22 protein-coding genes, 2 pseudogenes and 1 riboswitch are annotated in these 22,516 nt (G+C 45.5%); of the genes and pseudogenes, 4 read left to right on the top strand and 20 right to left on the bottom strand.

Annotated features, from left to right (window positions below; translation table 11 throughout):
* Positions 1-143: 143 nt before the first annotated feature.
* The 4 genes from V7201_RS18385 to V7201_RS18370 form a co-directional block, all read right to left on the bottom strand.
* A complete protein-coding gene (locus V7201_RS18385) occupies positions 144-833 on the bottom strand; it encodes a heptaprenylglyceryl phosphate synthase (protein ID WP_335378213.1) in 690 nt (229 codons plus the stop codon).
* Positions 834-1,145: 312 nt separating this feature from the next.
* Positions 1,146-1,463, bottom strand: coding sequence for a YerC/YecD family TrpR-related protein (locus V7201_RS18380; RefSeq protein ID WP_335378212.1), 318 nt, complete (start codon positions 1,461-1,463; stop codon positions 1,146-1,148).
* Positions 1,464-1,537: 74 nt separating this feature from the next.
* On the bottom strand, positions 1,538-2,581 hold the full coding sequence (locus V7201_RS18375) for a DUF3048 domain-containing protein (protein ID WP_335378211.1): 1,044 nt from the start codon (positions 2,579-2,581) through the stop codon (positions 1,538-1,540).
* A gap of 63 nt (positions 2,582-2,644) precedes the next feature.
* Positions 2,645-4,384 carry an adenine deaminase C-terminal domain-containing protein gene (locus V7201_RS18370; RefSeq protein WP_335378210.1) on the bottom strand — a complete coding sequence of 580 codons (1,740 nt, stop codon included), beginning with the start codon at positions 4,382-4,384 and terminating at the stop codon, positions 2,645-2,647.
* A 156-nt stretch (positions 4,385-4,540) separates the two neighbouring features.
* Between V7201_RS18370 and V7201_RS18365 the strand changes: the two genes are divergently transcribed.
* Both V7201_RS18365 and V7201_RS18360 read left to right on the top strand, forming a co-directional pair.
* Positions 4,541-4,813: a YgaP family membrane protein gene (locus V7201_RS18365; RefSeq protein ID WP_335378209.1), complete on the top strand. Its 273-nt coding sequence runs from the start codon at positions 4,541-4,543 to the stop codon at positions 4,811-4,813.
* Between the two features lie 8 nt (positions 4,814-4,821).
* Positions 4,822-4,995, top strand: coding sequence for an EYxxD motif small membrane protein (locus tag V7201_RS18360; protein ID WP_335378208.1), 174 nt, complete (start codon positions 4,822-4,824; stop codon positions 4,993-4,995).
* A 65-nt stretch (positions 4,996-5,060) separates the two neighbouring features.
* Here V7201_RS18360 and purD read toward each other — a convergent pair whose 3' ends face one another.
* From purD to V7201_RS18290, 14 genes are all read right to left on the bottom strand, one after another.
* On the bottom strand, positions 5,061-6,323 hold the full coding sequence (gene purD / locus V7201_RS18355) for a phosphoribosylamine--glycine ligase (RefSeq protein WP_335378207.1): 1,263 nt from the start codon (positions 6,321-6,323) through the stop codon (positions 5,061-5,063).
* Positions 6,324-6,771: 448 nt separating this feature from the next.
* Positions 6,772-8,310, bottom strand: coding sequence for a bifunctional phosphoribosylaminoimidazolecarboxamide formyltransferase/IMP cyclohydrolase (gene purH, locus V7201_RS18350; protein ID WP_335378206.1), 1,539 nt, complete (start codon positions 8,308-8,310; stop codon positions 6,772-6,774).
* Positions 8,289-8,891 (bottom strand): phosphoribosylglycinamide formyltransferase, encoded by a 603-nt coding sequence (gene purN, locus V7201_RS18345; protein ID WP_335378227.1) that lies wholly within the window; start codon positions 8,889-8,891, stop codon positions 8,289-8,291. The genes purH and purN overlap by 22 nt, the downstream gene beginning before the upstream one ends.
* A gap of 50 nt (positions 8,892-8,941) precedes the next feature.
* A complete protein-coding gene (gene purM, locus V7201_RS18340) occupies positions 8,942-9,985 on the bottom strand; it encodes a phosphoribosylformylglycinamidine cyclo-ligase (RefSeq protein WP_335378205.1) in 1,044 nt (347 codons plus the stop codon).
* A 202-nt stretch (positions 9,986-10,187) separates the two neighbouring features.
* Positions 10,188-11,600, bottom strand: a complete 1,413-nt coding sequence (purF, locus tag V7201_RS18335) for an amidophosphoribosyltransferase (protein ID WP_335378204.1) — start codon at positions 11,598-11,600, stop codon at positions 10,188-10,190.
* On the bottom strand, positions 11,585-13,801 hold the full coding sequence (gene purL, locus V7201_RS18330; RefSeq protein WP_335378203.1) for a phosphoribosylformylglycinamidine synthase subunit PurL: 2,217 nt from the start codon (positions 13,799-13,801) through the stop codon (positions 11,585-11,587). The genes purF and purL overlap by 16 nt, the downstream gene beginning before the upstream one ends.
* The gene (purQ, locus tag V7201_RS18325) at positions 13,785-14,471 is read right to left on the bottom strand and encodes a phosphoribosylformylglycinamidine synthase subunit PurQ (RefSeq protein ID WP_335378202.1); all 687 of its coding nucleotides are present in this window, start codon (positions 14,469-14,471) and stop codon (positions 13,785-13,787) included. The genes purL and purQ overlap by 17 nt, the downstream gene beginning before the upstream one ends.
* Positions 14,468-14,722 (bottom strand): phosphoribosylformylglycinamidine synthase subunit PurS, encoded by a 255-nt coding sequence (purS, locus tag V7201_RS18320; RefSeq protein ID WP_335378201.1) that lies wholly within the window; start codon positions 14,720-14,722, stop codon positions 14,468-14,470. The genes purQ and purS overlap by 4 nt, the downstream gene beginning before the upstream one ends.
* Positions 14,715-15,434, bottom strand: coding sequence for a phosphoribosylaminoimidazolesuccinocarboxamide synthase (gene purC / locus V7201_RS18315; protein ID WP_335378200.1), 720 nt, complete (start codon positions 15,432-15,434; stop codon positions 14,715-14,717). Before purC ends, purS begins: the two co-directional genes overlap by 8 nt.
* A gap of 109 nt (positions 15,435-15,543) precedes the next feature.
* Positions 15,544-16,836: an adenylosuccinate lyase gene (gene purB / locus V7201_RS18310; RefSeq protein ID WP_335378199.1), complete on the bottom strand. Its 1,293-nt coding sequence runs from the start codon at positions 16,834-16,836 to the stop codon at positions 15,544-15,546.
* Complete coding sequence (gene purK, locus V7201_RS18305; protein ID WP_335378198.1) at positions 16,833-17,993, bottom strand: 5-(carboxyamino)imidazole ribonucleotide synthase; 1,161 nt, start codon at positions 17,991-17,993, stop codon at positions 16,833-16,835. The genes purB and purK overlap by 4 nt, the downstream gene beginning before the upstream one ends.
* On the bottom strand, positions 17,980-18,468 hold the full coding sequence (gene purE, locus V7201_RS18300; RefSeq protein ID WP_335378197.1) for a 5-(carboxyamino)imidazole ribonucleotide mutase: 489 nt from the start codon (positions 18,466-18,468) through the stop codon (positions 17,980-17,982). Before purE ends, purK begins: the two co-directional genes overlap by 14 nt.
* A gap of 141 nt (positions 18,469-18,609) precedes the next feature.
* A riboswitch (purine riboswitch) is annotated at positions 18,610-18,711 on the bottom strand.
* Between the two features lie 147 nt (positions 18,712-18,858).
* The gene (locus V7201_RS18295; protein WP_335378196.1) at positions 18,859-19,065 is read right to left on the bottom strand and encodes an NETI motif-containing protein; all 207 of its coding nucleotides are present in this window, start codon (positions 19,063-19,065) and stop codon (positions 18,859-18,861) included.
* Positions 19,062-19,604 (bottom strand): DUF2179 domain-containing protein, encoded by a 543-nt coding sequence (locus tag V7201_RS18290; protein ID WP_335378195.1) that lies wholly within the window; start codon positions 19,602-19,604, stop codon positions 19,062-19,064. The genes V7201_RS18295 and V7201_RS18290 overlap by 4 nt, the downstream gene beginning before the upstream one ends.
* 281 nt (positions 19,605-19,885) lie before the next feature.
* On the opposite strand from V7201_RS18290, the gene V7201_RS18285 reads away from it, so the two are divergent.
* Positions 19,886-20,659, top strand: a complete 774-nt coding sequence (locus V7201_RS18285; protein WP_335378194.1) for a DeoR/GlpR family DNA-binding transcription regulator — start codon at positions 19,886-19,888, stop codon at positions 20,657-20,659.
* A 44-nt stretch (positions 20,660-20,703) separates the two neighbouring features.
* Positions 20,704-21,009: pseudogene (locus tag V7201_RS18280) on the top strand (NIPSNAP family protein); the annotation flags it as partial.
* A gap of 338 nt (positions 21,010-21,347) precedes the next feature.
* Here the strand turns inward: V7201_RS18280 and V7201_RS18275 are convergent.
* Together V7201_RS18275 and V7201_RS18270 are read right to left on the bottom strand one after the other, a co-directional pair.
* A pseudogene (locus V7201_RS18275) lies at positions 21,348-21,753 on the bottom strand (hypothetical protein).
* A 100-nt stretch (positions 21,754-21,853) separates the two neighbouring features.
* Positions 21,854-22,345, bottom strand: coding sequence for a hypothetical protein (locus V7201_RS18270; protein WP_335378193.1), 492 nt, complete (start codon positions 22,343-22,345; stop codon positions 21,854-21,856).
* Between the last annotated feature and the right edge of the window lie 171 nt (positions 22,346-22,516).

Below are 22,516 nucleotides of genomic sequence, written 5' to 3'. Positions count from 1 at the left end.
CTCACCACCATACAAACATTTGTTCTTATTTTATATCAAAATCTATTTCCAGACAAACACACACATTAACGCACTGCCTCACTGGGGGTCTGACCCCCACCACTTCACCGCATCACCGCACCGGGGGTCTGACCCCCATCGCTTTAACGCACTGAAGCGGCGGAAACGGTTTTTAGTGCTTCTTCGAGGTTGCTGTAGACTACATTTCCTACGACGATTACGTCTGAGTAAGCGGCCATTTCGGCTGCCTGCTGTACTGTTTCGATTCCGCCTCCGTAAAAGAGAACGGTCTTTTCGAGTGCTCCTTTTGCTGCTTTGACGATTTCGGGATCGCCATAGGTCCCGCTGTATTCTAAATAGAAGATTGGCAGGCTGAACATTTTTTCTGCCATCATCGCATAGGCTCTGACATCTTCAACGTCCATTTCTGTCTTGGCCTCGGTTAGTTTAGCAGCCTTGCATTCTGGATTCAGGATGCAATAGCCTTCCATCATAACCTCGTCCCAATCCATCAAGTCGCCGTATTCCTTCACTGCTTCGTGATGCATCCCGGTAATCCACTGCGGATTGCCGCTATTGAGTACTGTCGGGATAAAGTAAAAATCGAATCCCGGTGTGATCGAATCTATAGTAGAAACTTCTAGAATGCATGGAACCGTGTAACGGCGGACTCGGGACATTAAATCAAGGACGCCTTCAAGAGTGACACCATCGGTCCCTCCTACCATGATCGCGTCGGTTCCAGACTCGCAAATTCTATCAAGTTCTTCATCAGTTATTTCTTTATTTGGATCGAGTTTAAACACATGTCGCCACTCGCGAACATCGTACATCCTTGAATTGCCCCCATTCTATATTTCCATTCCACCATTATAGCATTTGTTCCCTCCAGACAAAAAGGAAACATCAGGTTAAAGGGGAATTTAACAGATTATCTAGGATGAGAACTTTTCGACCTTCCTTTCGTGTTCTACTCCTTACTTGAAGTCCTTTGTTCCCAACTTTTTCATTGTCCTTAACTCCAAATCGTTTTTCACTTTCTGTTCTGATATATTCCTAACTAGCAGCCTCTAACACAAACAAAAAAACCGAAGCCACACTGGACTCCGGTTCCTGTAATCGTTTAGTTTTTCAAACCCCAGATACTAAGCCTGTTCCTTGGCAGCATTCTCTTCTTCCTTCAAACGATCCAATGCCATTTCATATGCATCGTTGCCATAGTTCAAGCAGCGCTTGACCCTTGAGATTGTTGCTGTGCTTGCACCTGTATCTGTCTCGATTTTATGGTAGGTCTTGCCCTCACGGAGCATGCGGGCAACTTCAAGTCGCTGTGCCAGTGACTGGATTTCGTTCACAGTCGCCAAGTCATCGAAGAAACGATACGCTTCGTCCAGATCTTTTAGCGATAAAATCGCTTTGAAAAGTTGATCTAATTCTTTACCTCTTAATTTATCAATTTGCATATAGTCATACCCCTTATATACTCTAATTTTTATTATGACTGTTTCCGCTTAGTTTTTACTCCGCGAACATCGCCTTATTGTTCAGAGTCGAATGAGACATCGCTGATTGATGGGACGATGTTAATCCATGTTTTCCCGGGAACGAAACCAGCTTTTTCCCCATCCTTATAAGGGATAATCCTGCCAGCTTCATTTTTCCATTGTATCTCATTGACTTTGCCTTTTTGGAACAGATAACCCGTACCGCCTGATTCCAAATCAACATCCCTGCGTCCAGCTGAATCTACAATTTTGTGATCCATCTGCACGACCAGAAGATTATCAATCAGCACTGGTTCCTTCGAATCGAGATCAGCACTTTCTTCATTCCCTGAAAAACGGTGATACTTCCCGATCTCAGCATCGTATTCATAAATCAAATCGAAAGCTGGCGTCCCGTAAGATACCATGATATCCTTAGCCTCTGCACCTTCAAGCTCGTCGAATTCTTCCTTGCTTAAAAAAACTGCAGAATCCGGTGCCGCATTCATATCGTAGTTTCTTTTTTCTGCACCTTTTATCATATTCTCATAAGTGATATATGAATTGTGCGGGGCCTTGCGGAAACTTGCCCTCTTAAAAAGAGTACCGTCATACTGAATGCCGTTGATGTTGTCGATATCCCCGCGATCGAGCATTTCCTTCGCTTCAGGACTGTAGCCATGGGCCACAAAAAAGCTGTCATATCCTAAAGCCAGGTCGATAAAATACTCCCTCGCACTTCGGATGGGTCCCACCTTCTCAGGGTGTTCACTTTGGTATATTGCAACCAGCCTTGTTACTTCCCCTTCAGCTAAAACCTCATAGATGAGATCCGCTTCATTGAGACCCGACTGCGGCCTTGCTTTCGGGTGGTTATTCACCACAACCGCAATGGCTCTGCCAGCTGGCTCTTCTTTTGTGCCAATTCCCGTCAGCGGGAACTGATATGGCAGCTTTTCTGCTTCTTTGACAACGTCTTCAACTTCTTTTTCTTTATGTTGTTTCGCTGCATCTTTATCTGTCTTTGTCTCTTTACTGCTGCACCCGGCTAGAAGGATCATCAAAGCCGCTGTTACAGCGATCCATTTTTTCATCATTCTCGCCACCCCTGTGAACTCCCTGTTCTCATGGCTGTAAATGTCTTGATGCACTTTTATATTTTAACGCATTATCGTTGGAAAGAGTACCGTTTTTTTCATGACATCATAGATGCCCCGCTGCGTGATTCTGATGTATGGCAAATGCGTTGATGAGAAGAATAACAGTGAATAAATCGGGTCTGCGAATTTATACCCTTTTTCCTTCAAATACTCAAGCAGCTTCTTTTCTTCGGCCATCAATTCACCTACAGGATGACTGGACATGATGCCCTGCAGCCTTAACGGAATTTCCCGTACAGGCACCCCATTCTCGCATGCAACAATTCCGCCGCCAAGCTCCTTCATTCGGTTAAAAGCAGCCATCATATCCTGCTTATTTTTGCCGATGAGGATAATGTCACCTGTGTTGGAGAATGAACTCGCCAGTCCCTGCAAATCAGTCGCAAAGCCTTTTAAAATCGTATTGATCCGCCACTCGCCATTCCGGTCGATCAGCATGAAAAAGCACTCATCATGACTTGAAGCTAATTCATCACCTGACACATCAATTGAGATGGAATAAGGTTTTGTAATGACCGAATTCTCCATCTTAATGCCAAATGGCATCGAGAATTGCATATCATCTAACGTCAGCTCCCAATCGATTTTTAACGGCTCGAATCCTAATTCTGACCAATCCAGCTCGCTTGCCGCTTCGATTGCCTCTCCGTGACGTCTCACCCACTGGCCTTTTGCCAGCACGGAAACCGGAGCAGGTTCACGCTCATCACTTAAAAAGTTGATGTTCGCAATGCGGCCTGTCGCAATGTTGCCGTGCAAATGCTCGAAATTATAATACCGCGCCACATTGATTGTCGCCATATTGTAAGCGTCAATGACCGGAACACCTCTATCGATGGCAATCCGGATTAATTCATCCATCACGCCATTTTCGTAAAAGGCTGTTGACGCACCATCCGTTGTCATCATGAATCGGTCATAAACCGCTATATCAAGCTCGTGAATCTCATCCAGCAGCTTCGGCAAATCCGGCCGGATCGAAGAATGGCGGAGTGACACCATATAGCCCTGCATAAGCCTTCTTCTTACTTCTTCACCAGTCATCGCCTCATGGTCGCAATCCGCGCCAAACAGCATCATTTTTGCAAGCGTTTTTTCGGATGCGCCCGGGAAATGGCCTTCGATTTTCTTATGGAGGCGTTTCGTTTCCTGCATCCAGTGAAGAATCATGTCATCCCCGTTCATCAGCTTCGGCCAGCACGTCAGCTCGCCCCCCTGAAGGACATTCTCATGTTCAAGCCAGGCCCTGACATTGCTGTTTGAAAACACCTCTTCCTCATGCTGGATTTCCGTCTGTGCATCAAACCTGCACCACCAATACATCGTGACAGGGTTATTATTCAGCTCATTAATAAAAGTAAACGCTTTCTTTTTACCCAATTGCAAAGCAAGCACCATATTGTCGCTGATCATCGTGGTCGTCCCAGTCTGAGATGCATAGGCAGCAAAAGAATGGGGATTATAAAGTTGAAACGGATGAGCGTGCGGTTCAATATAACCCGGCACAAGCTTCATTCCGCTGCAATCAACTGTTTCGCACTGTTTCGTATTCTCAGGCAGATTTTCACCAACATATACAATCCGGTCCTTGTAAATCCAAATGTTCGCAGTCATCCATTTGCGGAAAGTCTGGTTCAAATAAGTCGCATTCTTCAGCAAGATCGTCGGTGAAAGGGAGCCGTCCAAAACAGCAGCATGGTCGCGCAATTGTTTGTTTTTCCATCGATAACGTTGTTCCATACCTTGTTCCCCTTTTCTCTATATATAAAAAAATCGTTTAATCCCAATAAAAGAAAGCCCTTTCATTATTGGTTTCTATGGTAACATATTTCGTTGTTTAACGCACTAAAGAATTTCAAATTAATTGTAAAAACTTCGTAAAGGAGCGATGAAAAAATGAATGTACGCCCGAACATTGGAATCATTAACGCACTGGTCAGAATCACGATGGGATTGACAATCCTCGCCTGGTCCACTTCAAAAATGGTGAAACGTCCATGGAAAGACTCGTATATCTTCATGGCGATGCTTGGAGCAATGAAAGTCGGCGAAGGAATCGTCCGCTACTGCCCGCTCACTGCCGCCTACGAAAAGGGCCAGGATATGATGGAGGAAAACAACGCCGAAACAGGCGATGGCGAAGGATGGATTCCTTATAATCCAAGCTGACACTCTGCATGGTCACTGAGAAAGACAAAAGCCCCCAAACCTGGGGGCTCCATAAAGGAGATGATACTATGTTTTGGGAATACGTGACGGACATGAGCTTCGTATGGATCGCGATCGTCGGAAGCATCATTGCCCTGCTGCTCGTTTACACCCGCGGAGTTAACAAGAGACGCGCCAGGTAGTCATGCTGCTTCTTATGAACGATTGCTTTGCTGCTTTTTCATACAGTAACACGTTAAATACATATTTAAACAGTAATTCGCCCAATAGCCTTGTTCCCGATATCCTTCCGGTAAAAGGTTTCAGGGCACTCCAGCTTTTCAAGCTCAGCATATACCTTTTGCTGCGCTTCTTTTAATGTAGCAGATTTTGCACCGACCAGCAGTACCCGACCGCCATTGGTCGTAAACTGTCCTTCTTCGTTCTTTGCCGTGCCAGCATGGAAAACTTGAGACATGTTTTCTAATCCTTTAAGGACCGCACCTTTCTCATACTCCTCGGGATAGCCATTTGCCGCGACGACTACTCCGACCATCGCTTCCTCATGCCACTCAATTTCTGGAGACTTTCCTTCAAGCACCTTAAGCATGACCTCAACCAAATCCGATTTCATCCTTGGCAAAATCACCTGTGTTTCCGGATCGCCAAAGCGTGCATTAAATTCGATCACTTTTGGTCCGTCCACCGTTTCAATCAGCCCGGCATAAAGGATACCGGTAAAACTGCGGTCTTCCTGAACCATCGCGCGCGCCGCCGGAATCAGCACGTTTTGCACTGCTTTCTCGACTGTTTCCTTGCGAATATGCGGTACTGGTGAATAAGCGCCCATTCCGCCAGTGTTTGGCCCCATGTCGCCATCAAAGGCGCGCTTATGATCCTGCGCGATCTCCAGCGGGACCACACTTTCACCGTTCACAAATGCCATCAGCGAAAACTCTTCCCCTGTTAAAAATTGCTCCATGACCACACTTGCCGACGCCTCGCCAAACTTTTCGTTCAGTAACATATCCTGGAGTGCTTTTTCTGCCTCTTGCTGAGTCATCGCCACAACTACGCCCTTGCCAGCCGCCGGCCCGTCTGCCTTGATCACAATCGGGGCTCCAATTTTATCAAGATAGGCTTTTGCTTCTGCATACTCAGTGAACACCTGGTATTCCGCTGTCGGAATACTGTATTTTTTCATGAGATCCTTTGCAAACGACTTGCTGCCCTCGATCACGGCCGCTGCCTTTTGAGGACCGAAAACCTTAAGGCCCTCCTCAATGAATCGGTCTGCTAATCCTTCAAGCAATGGAACTTCAGGACCGATGATCGTCAGGCCAATTTCCTTTTCCTTTGCGAAAACAACAAGCTCATCCAGCTGATTTTCATTGATATTCACAAGCGATGCGCAGTCCATCATCCCCGGATTGCCCGGAGCCGCAAAAACCTCCGATACAAGCGGACTCTCACTGACTTTCCGGCAAATCGCATGCTCCCGGCCACCTCTGCCAACCACAAGAACCTTCATTCCCCGCACCTCCGTTATTCCCTCTAGACCTATATCACAGTTTAAAATCGTTTTTGACAATTTGAATTGCTTTTTTCTGATCTTCATTTCGATTGAAATCGTAAATTGATCGTTTTAACTGAGCAATATAGTGATTTGTTTCAACAAATATTAATTTTTCTATCGATGGGCTGCATTTAATACCAGTTAAGCACAATATAATACCAGTTGACCTCGTTTTAATACCAGTTTGGAGTTATATCACACGTTGAACTCGTTTTTTAACCAGTTGGATGAAACTTTTCACCAGTTGAACTCGTTTTTTAACCAGTTGAATGCAATATTTCACCAGTTTAAGTCAATTTTTCACCAGTTGAGAATATTTAACCAGTTTGGATGCAACTTTTCACAAATTGGACTTCATTTTTAACCAGTCAGCCATTCCCTAACTGGCCGACTACTCCAAACCTTAATGCCTAAAATGCCTTACCCCCGTAAACACCATCGCAATGCCGTATTCATCCGCCTTCTTAATCGAATCAGCATCACGTACGGATCCGCCTGGCTGGATAATGGCGGTGATTCCTGCTTTAGCAGCAGCTTCAACTGTGTCATCCATTGGGAAGAATGCATCTGAAGCAAGGGCAGCTCCCTCGGCTTTCTTTCCAGCTTGTTCAAGCGCAATTTTCGCTGCGCCTACACGATTCATTTGCCCTGCGCCGATTCCTAAAGTAGAATCCTTGTCACTCACAACAATCGCATTCGATTTCACATGCTTTACGACCTTCCAGCCAAGCTTCAATGCTGCCCACTCTCCCTCAGTCGGCTCACGCTTTGTCGGCACGGAAATTTCCGCATCTTCAAATCCAAACGCATCCTGTTCTTGAACCAGCAATCCACCCTCTATTGAAGTTAACGCCGTTTCCTTAGACAACGAGCCATCAAAAGGCACTTTTAACAAACGAAGATTTTTCTTAGCCGTTAATATCTCCAAAGCTTCTTCGCTAAAAGAAGGGGCAATGATAATTTCAAGGAAGATTTCGTACAGCTTGCTTGCTGTTTCCCCGTCGACCTGGCGATTCAGGGCAATGATCCCGCCAAAAATAGAAACTGGATCTGCTTCGAACGCTTTACCAAAAGCATCGAAAACATCTTTACCAGTTCCAACTCCGCACGGATTCATATGCTTAACCGCAACCGCAGCCGGCTCGGAGAATTCCTTCACGATCTGCAAAGCAGCATTTGCATCATTAATATTGTTATAAGAAAGTTCTTTTCCATGAAGCTGTTCCGCAGCCGCTACCGAAAATGCGGAACCAAGCGGCTTCTGGTAGAACGCTGCTTTCTGGTGCGGATTCTCGCCGTAGCGCAGATTTTGCTTCAACTCATAGGTCACCGTCATTTTTTCCGGCTGCTCTTCACCTGCAAGTTTCGTCATATATTCAGAAATCAGCGCATCGTAGGCTGCTGTGTGGCGGAATACCTTTGCAGCCAGCCTGCGGCGTGTTTCAATCGTCGTTTCGTTATTGCTCTTATATTCTTCGATGACCTGCTGGTAATCGGCTGGGTCAACTAGAACGGTTATGTATTGATGATTTTTAGCTGAAGCGCGCAGCATCGCTGGTCCACCGATGTCGATGTTCTCGATCGCATCCTCAGGCGTCACACCAGGTTTTGAAATCGTTTCTTTAAAAGGATAAAGGTTCACACATACCAGTTCGATTTTCTCGATTTCATTGTCAGAAAGCTGTGCCTGATGCCCAGGATCACTGTATTTCGCAAGCAATCCGCCATGAATTTTTGGGTGAAGAGTCTTTACACGGCCTTCAAGAATTTCAGGAAAACCAGTAACATCGCTGATCCCAATCACAGGTACCCCGCCGTCCTGAAGAGCCTTCTTTGTGCCGCCAGTCGAAACAATTTCAAACCCAAGCTCAACTAATTCCCTCGCCAGCTCAACAATTCCGTTTTTATCTGAAACACTGATCAGTGCACGCTTTTTTCCCATTGTACTGCCTCCTCTTTTCCGTTCAGCAGCTGTTCCAAAACTTCTGGATACAGGCTGTGTTCAATCCGCTGTATTTTCTTCTGAAGTGATTCTCTCGTTTCTCCAGTGTCGATCGTAACTGCGCTGCTTGCAATGACAGGGCCTGTGTCCATTCCCTCATCAACGTAATGAATCGTGACCCCAGTTCTCTCTACACCCGCTGCTAGCGCCTGGCCGATGGCATCCTTCCCGGGAAACGCCGGTAATAACGAAGGGTGGATATTGACAATCCTTCCTTCAAAAGCCTTTAGCAGCGTCGGTCCGATCAGCCTCATATAACCGGCTAACACCACAAGCTCTACATCAAGACTCGTTAGTTTTTGTAAAATTTTCGTCTCATATGCTTCTTTTGACCGAAACCACTTCGGGTTAATGACCAGGCTCGGTATCCCCAGCATTTCAGCACGATCCATCACAAATGCACCCGGCTTGTCGCATACGAGCAGGCATATTTCAGCATTTAGAATGCCAGCTTGCACAGCGACACCGATTGCCTGAAAATTGCTGCCGCTTCCTGAAGAGAAAACAGCGATTTTCTTCATGGTTTGCTTCTCATCAGGCTGGTCGGCAGCTGCACGCAATTTGCCCCACATCATATCAAGTCACCAGTCATCTTAATACGAATCCCTTCAGATTCAGATACTGTACCAATCACAGAAGCACTTTCCCCATTTTCATTAAACAAACGAACCACTTCCGGCGCAACGTCAGGATCTACAGCAGCGACCATGCCAATCCCCATGTTAAAAATGTTGTACATATCCTGGCGCTCAAGTCCGCCAAGGGATTCCAAGGTTTTAAACACCTGCGGGATTTCCCAGCTTCCCTCTTCAATGTCAGCGCCCAATCCTTCCGGAAGCATCCTTGGAATATTTTCGATAAAACCTCCGCCCGTGATGTGGGCAAGACCCTTGATCTCATATTGCTTCTTTGCAGCAAGTACCGATTTTACATAAATGCGCGTTGGCTTTAAAAGCTCCTCGCCAAGCGTACAGCCAAATGCGTCCACATAATGGTCTAACTCCAGACCAGCCTGCTCAAGAAACACCTTGCGGACAAGTGAGTAGCCATTGCTGTGGATCCCGCTTGATGCAAGCCCGATCAAGACATCGCCCGCTTTGATTCCAGCACCGGTAATGATATCTGACTTCTCGCAGGCACCAACCGCAAAACCAGCCAAATCGTATTCCTCAGGAGAGTACATCCCAGGCATTTCCGCAGTTTCCCCGCCAACAAGCGCACAGCCAGCCTGCTCGCAGCCATCGGCAATCCCTTTGACAATCGCTTCGATTTTTTCCGGAACAGCCTTGCCGCATGCAATGTAATCCAGGAAATATAATGGCTCTGCCCCCTGGACAACGATGTCGTTCACACACATTGCCACGGCATCGATGCCAATTGTATCATGGCGATCCATCATAAAGGCCAGCATAAGCTTCGTGCCGACGCCATCCGTACCTGAAACGAGCACAGGCTCCTTCAGACCAAGGCTTGATAGGTCGAACATCCCGCCAAATCCGCCCAGCGCACCGATCACACCCGGCCGCCCTGTCCGCTTCACATGCTTTTTAATCCGTTCAACCGCCTCGTATCCAGCCTCAATATCCACACCAGCCTGCTTATACGCGTTTGCCATGTTCACTACCTCCTATTTGGCTGTTCTTTATAAAACCTTCTTAAATCCTTATTCATGCAAGCCTTATTGCAAAGAACCGAACGGAATTGCACGGTCATTCAGCTTAATTGCACGTAACCTCGCTAAAATCGCACGATCAATTAGCAAAATTGACGTAATACCGCTGGAATCGCAAGGTCATCCTAAATATGGAAAAAATTAATCAGCACTTCTGCCCAGCAGGAGTCGCCGCAGGATAAATTTCCGTCGGATACTTTCCTGTAAAACAAGCCAAACACTGTCCTCGTGTTTCGCCTGGCTCCTGACGGCCGATCGCTTCAAGCATGCCCTCGACACTTAAAAACGTTAGCGAGTCCGCGCCAATCAATTCCCGAATTTCTTCAACCGAGTGCTCAGATGCAATCAATTCCTCACGAGTGGATGTATCAATTCCATAAAAGCACGGGTTCTTAATGGGAGGCGAGCTGATGACGACATGCACTTCCGTCGCTCCCGCTTCCTTCAACATGTTCACAATCCGACGGCTAGTCGTTCCGCGCACGATCGAATCGTCTACCATAATAACGCGCTTTCCTTCGACAACACCGCGAACTGGTGAAAGCTTCATTTTCACGCCTTGCTCCCTAAGAGACTGGGATGGCTGGATGAACGTCCGGCCGACGTAACGGTTCTTGATCAATCCCATTTCATAAGGGATGCCTGATTCCTCAGCGTATCCGATTGCCGCTGAAATACTTGAATCTGGAACCCCGGTCACTACATCCGCCTCAATCGGCACTTCAACAGCCAGCTTCTTGCCAAGATTTTTTCGGGCTGTATGAACGTTGATTCCGTGAATGTTGCTGTCCGGTCTTGAAAAATAGATATATTCCATCGTACAGATGGCAGTCGTTGAATTCATCGAATAGATCTCTGAATGGAGACCATCAGCATTGATAATCAGCAATTCGCCGGGAAGAACATCCCTGACAAATTCAGCGCCGACAATATCAAACGCGCAAGTCTCGGAAGCTACTACATACGCATCGCCGAGCTTCCCTAACGACAGCGGACGGAGGCCATGCGGATCAAGCGCGACCATCATTTCGGTTTCAGTCATGATCAGAAACGCATATGCACCCTTCAGCATCGGGAGCGCATTTTTCACGCGTTCCTTCAGCTGGCTGAAGCCGCCACGCTTGATTAGATGGGCCAGTACCTCAGTGTCAGAACTCGTTTGAAAAATACTGCCCTGTGCCTCAAGCTGATTCCTCAATGCATCAGCATTTACGAGATTGCCATTATGGGCAAGCGCCAAACCGCCGCTTTGCGATTGGAACAGGAGCGGCTGGACATTCTCATAGCCGCCTCCTCCCGCTGTCGCATAGCGCACATGACCGATTGCGCCAACGCCCTGAAGGTCTTCCATCACATCAGCGGTGAAAATCTCATTAACAAGCCCTTCACCCTTCCTGACCTTAAGCTGCTGGCCATCGGTCACGACGATGCCAGTACCCTCCTGGCCGCGATGCTGCAGGCTGTGCAGTCCGTAATACGTGATTTGCGCTGCCTCTTGATGTCCCCATATTCCAAAAATGCCGCATTCCTCATTCAAGCCTTTTAATTCAGCAAGCATGGGATGGCTCCTTTCCAGGCCTTCTTCAGCCCAGTTGCATCTTGATTGATCACATTCTCGCCGTTTACATCAATCTTTAAAACTGGTGTCTCAACCACTTTTCCAATCAGCACTGCGTCTGTTAAACTCTCAAACTCAATTTGGTGCTCTGGTTTTACCGATAAAATAAACCTGGACTGCGATTCGCTGAACAATGCCGATACAGCAGTACCTTCAAGTTCGACGTCAGCTCCCAAGCCCTTGCTGCCGATCACCGACTCAGCAAGAGCAACCGCCACGCCGCCTTCCGCGACATCATGTGCTGATGATACAAGACCGTTCTTGATTGCTGTTAAAATTTGTCCCTGATAGCTAGCTTCCACGTCTAAATCAAGCTCAGGCGCCTTTCCAAAAATGCGTCCGTGGACAAGTTTCTGCAGCTCACTGCCTCCAAACTCATCCTTCGTTTCACCCAAAAGATAAATCAAATCTCCGGCATTTTTAAAATGCTGCGTCGTAACATGCTGCAAATTCTCAACCAAACCGACCATCCCGACAACTGGTGTTGGATAGACAGCTGTTCCATTCGTTTCGTTATATAGGCTGACGTTGCCGCCGATAACAGGCGTTCCAAGCGTCGTGCACGCTTCACTCATACCATCGACCGCTTTTTCAAACTGCCAGAAGATTTCCGGCTTTTCAGGGTTTCCGAAGTTCAAGCAATCCGTAATCGCGAGCGGTTCACCGCCAGAGCAGACGATGTTTCTAGCCGCCTCAGCAACGGCAATCTTCCCGCCTGTTTCCGGATCAAGATAGATATAGCGCGAGTTGCAGTCCGTCGTCATCGCTAGACCCTTTTCTGTACCACGGATTCTCACAACAGCCGCATCCGAACCAGGTGAAACAACTGTGCTCGTGCGCACCATATGATCGTATTGGTCGTAAACCCACTCTTTGCTCGCAATCGTCGGCTGCTGCAATAAATCCAGCAAAGTAGTTTCATAGTTTTCAACGGTAGGAACATCATTTTTCATCGACTGGAACTCGCGGAAGTAAGCTGGTTCACTGGAAGGCTTGTAATAAACAGGCGCTTCTTCAGCCAGTGCATCTGCGGGAACATCGGCAACCACTTCACCTTTATGCAAAAGGTGAAGCATTTTATCATCCGTAACCCGGCCAATCGCAACCGCTTCAAGCTCGTACTTTGAAAAAAGATCGATGATTTCCTGCTCACGTCCTTTTTCAACGACAATCAGCATGCGTTCCTGGGATTCAGACAGCATCATCTCATAAGCCGTCATGCCCGTTTCACGCTGCGGCACTAAATCAAGGTTCATTTCGATGCCAGAACCTGCCTTGCTCGCCATCTCAGCTGACGAACTTGTCAATCCAGCCGCACCCATGTCCTGGATGCCAACAAGCGCATCATTTTTCACAAGCTCCAGGCACGCTTCAAGCAGCAATTTTTCCATAAAAGGATCGCCGACCTGGACAGCTGGACGCTTATCCTCGGATGACTCATTCAATTCCTCAGAAGCGAAAGTCGCACCATGGATTCCGTCGCGGCCCGTTTTCGCGCCAACGTACATAACAGTGTTTCCAACACCATGTGCCTGGCCCTTCTTGATGTCTTCGTGATTGATCAATCCAACGCACATTGCGTTCACAAGTGGATTTCCTTCATAAGCGCCATCAAACTGGACCTCGCCGCCAACCGTCGGAATGCCGATGCAGTTTCCGTAGCCAGCAATCCCGGCAACAACCTGTTCGAACAAATATTTCACGCGCGGCGATTCAAGCTCGCCAAAGCGGAGAGAATTCAGCAATGCAATTGGCCTTGCCCCCATTGAAAAAACGTCGCGGATAATTCCGCCGACACCTGTAGCGGCACCCTGGTAAGGCTCGATCGCAGAAGGGTGATTATGGCTTTCGATCTTAAAAACGACCGCCTGGCCGTCGCCAATATCAACGATTCCTGCGCCTTCTCCCGGTCCCTGTAAAACTCGTTCGCCGGTGACAGGGAACTTTTTCAACACAGGCTTCGAGTTCTTGTAGCTGCAGTGCTCTGACCACATAACCGAGAACAATCCGGTCTCCGTGTAGTTAGGCAGGCGCCCAAGGATTTTTTCAACAGAAGCAAACTCGCTGTCTGAAAGACCCATTTCCTGATAGATTTTATCCTCTTTAATTTGCTCTGGACTTGGTTCAAGCATTAACCGCATTTGCTTCCCTCCATTGTTTGACGATTGATCGGAATAGCTGCAGACCGTCTGCGCCGCCAAGAAGCTCAACTACTGCACGTTCTGGATGAGGCATCATGCCAAGGACATTTCCACGCTCATTGATGATCCCGGCAATATTTTCAAGGCTTCCATTCGGATTCTCGCCATTGTATGTGAACACAATCTGGTTATTTTCCTTCAAACTTGCTAAAGTCTTCTCGTCGCAATAATAGTTGCCTTCACCATGCGCAACCGGAATCGTAATGACCTCACCTTTTTCATAACCTGCTGAAAACATCGTTTCACTATTTTCAACCTTAAGCTCGACCTGCTTGCAGATGAACTTCATGCTGTCATTTCTACGCATCGCCCCTGGCAGTAATCCTGCCTCCAGTAAAATCTGAAATCCGTTGCAGACGCCAAGTACAGGTTTCCCGGCTTCAGCCGCCTTCACGACTTCCTTCATGACATTGCTGAACTGCGCAATCGCCCCTGATCTCAAATAGTCTCCGTATGAAAATCCCCCTGGTAAAAGCACAGCGTCATAGTCTTCCAAACTTTCAGCGTCATGCCAGACATACTCTGCCTGTTCGCCAAGCTCATCCTTTACCGCGTGGTACATGTCGATGTCACAGTTCGAACCCGGAAATACGATCACTGCAAATTTCACTGTGCAACAACCTCCTCGACTTCATACCTGTAATCTTCAATCACTGTATTCGCCAGCAGGCGCTCGCACATTTCCTTAACTGCCGCGTCAACATCTTTCACGCTCTCATCCAAAGTCAGTTCCATATACTTGCCAATCCGGACATCCTGAATGCCTTCGTAACCGTGCGTCGCCAGCGCATTTTTCACAGCCGTTCCCTGTGGATCCAAAACACTTTCCCTTAACGTGACATACACCTTTACTTTAAACATGCAGTTGTCCTCCCAATCTCGTTAAAATCGTTTTATAAGCATCTGTCAGATTCCCTAAATCGCGGCGGAATACATCCTTATCAAGCTTTTGCTGCGTTTCCATGTCCCAAAGCCTGCATGTATCAGGCGAAATCTCATCAGCCAATAAAATCTGGCCATTAGCATCCTTCCCGAATTCAAGCTTAAAGTCGATTAACGTAACACCGATCTCTGCGAAAAGTCCGCCTAGCACCGTGTTAATTTTTAAAGCCGCATCCTTAAGCTGTGAGACTTCCTCAGCTGAAGCCAGATTCAGCACATCGACATGATCATCCGTAATCAGCGGATCGCCGAGCGCATCATCCTTCAGGTAAAATTCAACAATCGGTCTAGAAAGCTTTTTTCCTTCTTCCACTCCAAGCCTTTTTGAAAAACTGCCAGCAGCGAAATTCCTGACCACCACTTCAAGCGGAATGATTTCAACTCGCTTCACAAGCTGCTCATTCTCAGAAATTTTTTCGATAAAATGAGATTGGATTCCCACTTCACTAAGCTTTGAGAATAGTAGACTCGTAATCTCGTTATTCAGCCGGCCCTTGCCGATAATCTCGGCCTTCTTCTCGCCATTGAATGCCGTAGCCGAATCCTTATACTGAACCCTTACAATCTCTGCTTCATCAGTAGCGTAAATCCGCTTTGCTTTTCCCTCATATAACAGTGCTTGCTTTTCCATTTCAACGCCTCCGATTGAGATAATTAGCAATCTTCAGTCACCTTTTGGTAAAAGAAGGGCAAGGTATTCCCTTGCCCATATCAATTGTCAGTTCAATCAAACTCGACTTTTACAATCCCAACCGTTCAAAAATCATATCAACGTGCTTGATATGGTAGTGATAATCAAAGCAATCATCGATTTCCGCTTCACTTAAAAGACCAGAGATTTTCTCGTCACTTTCAATCAGGCTGCGGAATTGAACCTGTTTTTCCCACGCTTCCATCGCACGAGGCTGGACTGTATCATATGCTTCTTCACGGGACATGCCTTTGTCGATCAAAGCAAGCAGCACACGCTGTGAGTAAATCAAGCCAAGCGTACGGTCCATATTGCGCTTCATGTTCTCTGGATACACCGTCAAGTTCTTTACGATGTTACCAAAGCGGTTCAGCATATAGTTCAAGGCAATCGTCGCATCCGGCAAAATGATTCTCTCAGCAGATGAATGCGAGATATCGCGCTCATGCCATAGCGGAACATTTTCATAAGCCGTCGTCATATAACCACGGATGACCCTCGCCAGCCCTGTCATGTTTTCAGAGCCAATCGGGTTACGCTTATGCGGCATCGCGGATGAACCCTTCTGCCCCTTAGCAAAAAACTCCTCGACTTCACGTGTTTCACTCTTTTGCAGGCCGCGAATCTCAACCGCGAACTTTTCAATCGAGGTTGCGATCAATGCCAATGAAGACATGTAAAAGGCATGGCGGTCACGCTGCAGTGTCTGCGTCGAAATCGGTGCAGGCTGAAGGCCGAGCTTTTCACAAACGTAAGACTCCACAAACGGATCAATATTCGCATACGTTCCAACCGCTCCGGAAATCTTGCCAAACTCTACATCAGAAGCTGCCATTTTAAAACGCTCAAGGTTGCGCTTCATTTCCTCAAGCCAAAGAGCAAGCTTCAACCCAAATGTCGTTGGCTCAGCATGAACACCGTGTGTACGCCCCATCATAACGGTGTATTTATGTTCCTCCGCTTTGTTTGTCAGGATTTCGATGAAGTTCTCCAGATCCTTTTGTAAGATTTGATTCGCCTGCTTAAGGACATACGATAACGCCGTGTCAACAACATCTGTTGAAGTCAGTCCGTAGTGAACCCATTTGCGCTCTTCGCCAAGTGTTTCCGATACCGCCCTTGTGAAGGCAACGACATCATGGCGCGTTTCTTCCTCGATCTCTTTGATCCTGTCGATATCGAAAGACGCTTTTTCACGGATTTTCTGCACGTCTTCCCTAGGGATGTCTCCAATTTCAGACCAAGCTTCGCATGCGAGGATTTCAACCTCCAGCCATGCCTTAAAACGGTTCTCCTCAGTCCAAATTGCTCCCATTTCCGGTCTTGTATAACGATCGATCATCTCTTATGTCCTCCAATCAATTCTGCCGCGCTTTCCCAGATGCCGCTTTTCTCAGCCTCTTCCAGCGCTTCCTCTACTGTTTCTCGTAAAAGGGTTACATGCCCCATTTTCCGTTTATGCTTCGCTTCCTTCTTGCCATATAAGTGGATTTTCCAATCCTGTAATTCCGTTATTCTATCAAGCAGTGGCTGCTGATGCTCACCAAGGATATTCACCATCACAGCTGGTTTAAGCAAATTGGTGCTGCCGAGCGGCCAGCCGCAAACCGATCTGACATGCTGCTCAAATTGCGAGGTTTCACACCCCTCAATCGTGTAATGCCCCGAATTATGCGGCCTAGGTGCGAGTTCATTTATGTAAATCTCATCATCCTGTGTCAAAAACATCTCTACTGCAAGTGTCCCAGTCAAATCAAGGGCCGAAGCAATCTGTTTCGCCGCCTCAATTGCCTTCTCTTCAGCCAGCTTGCTGATTCGTGCCGGCACGATTGTCTCGTGCAGGATATTGTCTTTATGGATATTTTCTGCTACTGGAAAAACAGCAGTCTCACCTGCAGTGCTGCGAGTGATGATTACCGAAATCTCTTTTTCAAAAGGTATCCATTTTTCAAGAACACAAGGTCCCTGGCTGACAAGCGTTTCAGCAATGGCGATATCCTCAGCCGCTCTGATCACAAGCTGTCCCTTGCCGTCATAACCGCCTCTTGCCGTTTTCAAAACTGCCGGTAATCCTAGTTGATCGATGCCTGCGGCAACATCACCCGCTTTGATTACGACTGCATACGGCGCTACTTTTACCCCAGCTTCCTGAATCTGCCGCTTCTCTTCTATCCTGTCCTGAGTAACCCTCAGCAATTCAGTTCCCTGCGGTACATAAGCATTTTTGTTTAGCCATTCAAGCGCATCCGCATCGATGTTCTCAAACTCATAGGTGATGACATCACTGATATCTGAAAGCTGCTTAATTTTAACAAGATCATCATAGCCGCCGACAATCTGCTCATCTGCCACCTGACCACAAGGGCAGTCCTCTGTCGGATCGAGCACAGCTACCCGAAACCCCATCGCTTTTGCTGACAATGCCATCATTTTTCCAAGCTGTCCGCCGCCAATGATCCCGATTGTCTGTCCTGGTAAAATCAATTTACTCAAGCTCATCACTGCTTTCCATTACCGACATCTTTGTTTCTTCTCTCAGCCTCTCAAGCTTTACAGCAATCTCGCTGTCAAACGAGCCAAGGATTTGAGCTGCGAGGAGCCCTGCATTCGTTGCACCCGCCTTGCCAATTGCCACCGTTGCTACCGGTACACCGCCCGGCATCTGGACAATCGAAAGCAGTGAGTCCAGTCCATTCAACGCCTTAGACTGGACTGGCACCCCGATAACCGGCAGTGTCGTCTTTGCCGCAACCATTCCAGGCAAATGTGCCGCACCGCCTGCTCCAGCGATGATCACCTTAATTCCTTCTTTTCTTGCACCCTCTGCAAACTCAAACATTAAGTCTGGCGTACGATGGGCTGAAACCACTTTCTTTATATAAGAAATCTCCAATTGATCCAGTATGTCACACGCATGCTTCATTGTTTCCCAATCCGATTTGCTCCCCATAATGACCGCAACCGATTCACTCATTTATCTAACCTCCCTGTGTGGAGTATCAAAACAAAAAACCCGGATAGATTACTCCCTCTACATACAGAAGAGAAAGTAGTCTGTCCGGGTGCATGCGCAAAGAAATCAATACTCAAAAGAATATGATTCCTATCCCTTCACTTAAAAACTACTTCCCCTCATAGTCCGGTCATTTACGGTAACCGGGTAGAGACTCATGGGCCATATTCCCATTATTATACGAGGGAAAAACTATTCGCTATCAACAACTCCATATTAACAACTATATCAAACCCTTGTCAATCAATAATCGAACATTTAAAGTGATTTTAATATAATTGTTCGCCTTTACCGCATTAACGCACCGGGGGTCAGACCCCCAGTGCGTTAGTGTGTTAAAGTAATCTGATTTTACTCCACAGGCTTTGCTTCGAAAATGATCTGCCTTCCAGCTGGCTCATATTCGACTGTCCCGTTCTTCTCGACTTCCTTAAAGATTGGCTTCTCCATCCTGCGGACAGGAGCAAAACCATCCTTCTTCATTCTATTTAGGCACTCATCGATTGATTCATTCTCGCCGACTTCATACATTCGTTTCTTTTTAGTGTCCTTGCTCATGAAAATAACTTCCCTTTCCGTACCGATTTAACCCAAAATCCGCCGTGAATTGATTTCGGTTCATAGGCAATGATAAATGCCTTCGGATCCAATTCCTTGATGGTCTGGTACAATTTCAGCTCATACTTCCTTGGCGTTAAAATTTGCAACGCCATTCGATCTCCTTCCAGTCCATTAGCAGCCCAATCTGTAACACCGTATCCCTTTTCCCGTAATACCTTCGGAAGATCAAGATCATACTCTTTTGTGATCACATTAATAGTAATATAACCAAGCGCCAGCTTTTCTTCAATCTTCATCCCAACAATAACACCTATTCCATACCCGACTGCATAAGCAATCAGGTTCTGTATCTCATTTAAATTATCGAGCACCAAACCAAGCCCGACAACATAGACCACAACTTCAATCGTACTAAGTCCCGCAGCAAGATATCGCTGACCCTTCAGAGTCAGGATCATCCTGATTGTAAAAAATGACACGTACACAATATTGATTATTAGGATGATGGCTACCATGACAAAACTATTCTCCAGCATTTAGAACCCTCCAAGCATCTCTTCTAATAAGCCTTAATGTTCCCATTAAATAATCTTGTTGTAAAGGAAGTTCATGAAAATATTGAAAAGGATCTGCTTTATTTAAGGTTTTCCTCTATAGGGATTTTTGAAACTTTATTATTTTCCAGCCTCAAATCTACCCACTATTCACGGATAAACATGACTAAACATGAATAAAAACGAATAAATTATTGACTAAACATGCATGAACATGAAATAATACAGAAGAGAACCATAATTTAACAGTAGAGGTGAACCATATGTTTTCAGATGAGAGAAGACAAGAAATATTAAAGATGTTGGAGCAAAGCGGCAGGGTTTTGGCGAAGGATCTGGCAAGTAAATTTGAGATGTCGATTGATTCAATCAGAAGAGACTTATCGATTATGGAAGAGCAAGGTCTTTTAAAAAGAACACATGGCGGAGCTATCCCCGTCACCAACGTCAGAATGATGGCCCGGCCGCCATCAATACGTTATGGAGAAGGAAGCGAATTTCAAAACGCAATCGCAAAACTGGCGGTCACTTACATCCAGGATAACCAGACTGTCTTCATTGGCGGTTCTGCGATACACTATGTCATGCTTAAATACCTGCCGAAGGAAATTCCATTTACCGTCCTGACCAATTCTATAGAAATCGCATATCACCTCAGAAATTTCGACAATATCCAAACCTACATCATTGGAGGCCAGGTAAAAAACTCGGGTAATATTACGGATGCTCTAGCCAATGAGTTTGCCCGCCAATTTACCGTGGACCTTTGCTTCGCAACTGCTGGTGCCCTTTCTGCAAAAGGCTTGAGCACAGCCACACCGGAAGTAGCAGTTTTTCATAAAACCGTATATAACAACGCCAGAAAAATCATAGCTTTAGCCGAGCATTTCAAAATAGGCAGTGATATGTTTTCTGGAATGTACCCAGTAAAAAAATTAAACATCATCATAACTGATGAAGAAACCACCAGCGAACAGGTTGATCTGTTAAAAGCGCAAGGAGTTGAAGTATTAGCAGCAGCAATTCATAAAAATTGATTTAAGGGAGAGCAGGAGTTTTGTTTTATAGAAGAAAGCATTAAATTGTCAAAAATAATTTGGCTGAAACTTTTAATAAACTCTTTAATGAAATGAATCTGCCTAATCAACTTATACATGATTCACGCTTAGTTGGAAGGTGGATGCTGCCCCACAGCGAGTCTGCTACTGAGATTTTTGATATCTGGGAATATTAAAGCTATGAAGAATACTTGGAAATAGAAGGGCGAGTCAGAGGTGACAAAGATCATGTCTCCCGCATTAAAAAATGGTTCGAGGTACACGGTAGCAGAGATCATATATATAAAGAGGTTATTTGGGAAGTTATAATTGCAATGCTGATATCAACATCATCGTATAACCAACCTGGACAATTGGATACGATGAACCCATTCTCAGGTGACTTTAAAGCTAATACAAGAAGAAATATTAGAAGTGATTTTTCTTGAAGAACACATTCCTTGTACAACAATGGTTTATCCAGTTGCTCCAGCCTCACCTGCTTTTCAAGTTGAAATTGATGCATTGACATGTTAAGAGGTTGAATCATACTATATATCCTTTGTTTTAGGCCATCAAAAAGATGGTCTATTTTTATGTAAAATATGAACCTCCTAAATAACAGATCCCAATATAAAAAAAGACACCTTCGCAGCAATTCAAAATATTTTACCTATTGAATTAGTGTTCATTTTTCAAATCTTACTAACGTTTTATCCGGTATTTCAATCTGCTCAATATCAAAGTTATTTATTTGAAGAGTCAGCTCACTATCACGTTTTTCGGTTTCTTCGCCAATCCAACAGCTATACAGTTCAAAATAATCCCCTTTTTCAAGGAAATCGGACATAATTTCGCAAAGTCTAATGAGCTTCTGCTTTGATTCACTACGAACCTCTTCGGTTGTATATTCCGAAATATCAATTCCCCAATCAGTTGACACTTCATACATAAGCAGTTGTAAATTGATGCTCCTTTACATTTTCACGATGATCATCATCCGAAAAATAATTGCCTATCAGAATGATATCGTTCGAATCCCTATCACTTAGAGGTATCTTTACGTTACAGCCAATATAGCTTGCTAAACTCATTCCCCTCACTCCTTATTGTGATACCTAGCCCTTAATCAAAAAACAAAATAATGCCTTAAACAATGCGTTATTAACATAGATCTTAGAAGCACATTTTCATTTAGTTATTTTCCTTAATCATCTCTTCTACATAAGTTAAGAAATTAGTATAGGAAGAGTTACCGTTCAAAAATTCCGATACCACGGTCAACGGCAAGATAGCGATATCCCGCTTTTTTGAATAAAGAACACTCTCTGATCCGACACTACTATACACTCCATCCAGTGTGTGTGAATAATTGTATACAGAATCAAACTCATACCAACAAAAATCCTGTCGTAGATTAATCTTAATAACCTCACCAAGATACGCGCCTATTCGGAATACAAAATTATCCAAATGCTTGTTAAGCAGTTCAGTACCCGAATCCGTATTCATTAGTCTTTTAGTATACATATCTATATATCGAACGCTCTCACTAGTAAAATCTAAGTTTCTTTTAGTAAAATTCTCTTTATCCCAGGAATCATCTGAAACATCCTGAAACATTAATTTCGCAATACCTTTTAAATCAGCTTTTATTAATTTCGTTCTGTTCATGAAGCCAAACATAAGATGAATTTCTCCTTTATCATTGGTCTGCCTGTTAGGTTAATCTATGCTAATTATATCTCTAAATCCGCTGATCTACCCATTACAAGGAATAAGATAAATGGCCTTCAAGTTTTTAATCATCTCGTCATTTCACAAAAAAAAGAACAGCTATAACAGCTGTTCTTTCGT

This window comes from Bacillus sp. JJ1122, from assembly GCF_036964885.1.
In the GTDB taxonomy this organism is placed as follows: Bacteria; Bacillota; Bacilli; order Bacillales; family Cytobacillaceae; genus Mesobacillus.
Note: the sequence above shows the minus strand (reverse complement) of the source record. Positions and strands in the feature narration are given on the sequence as shown.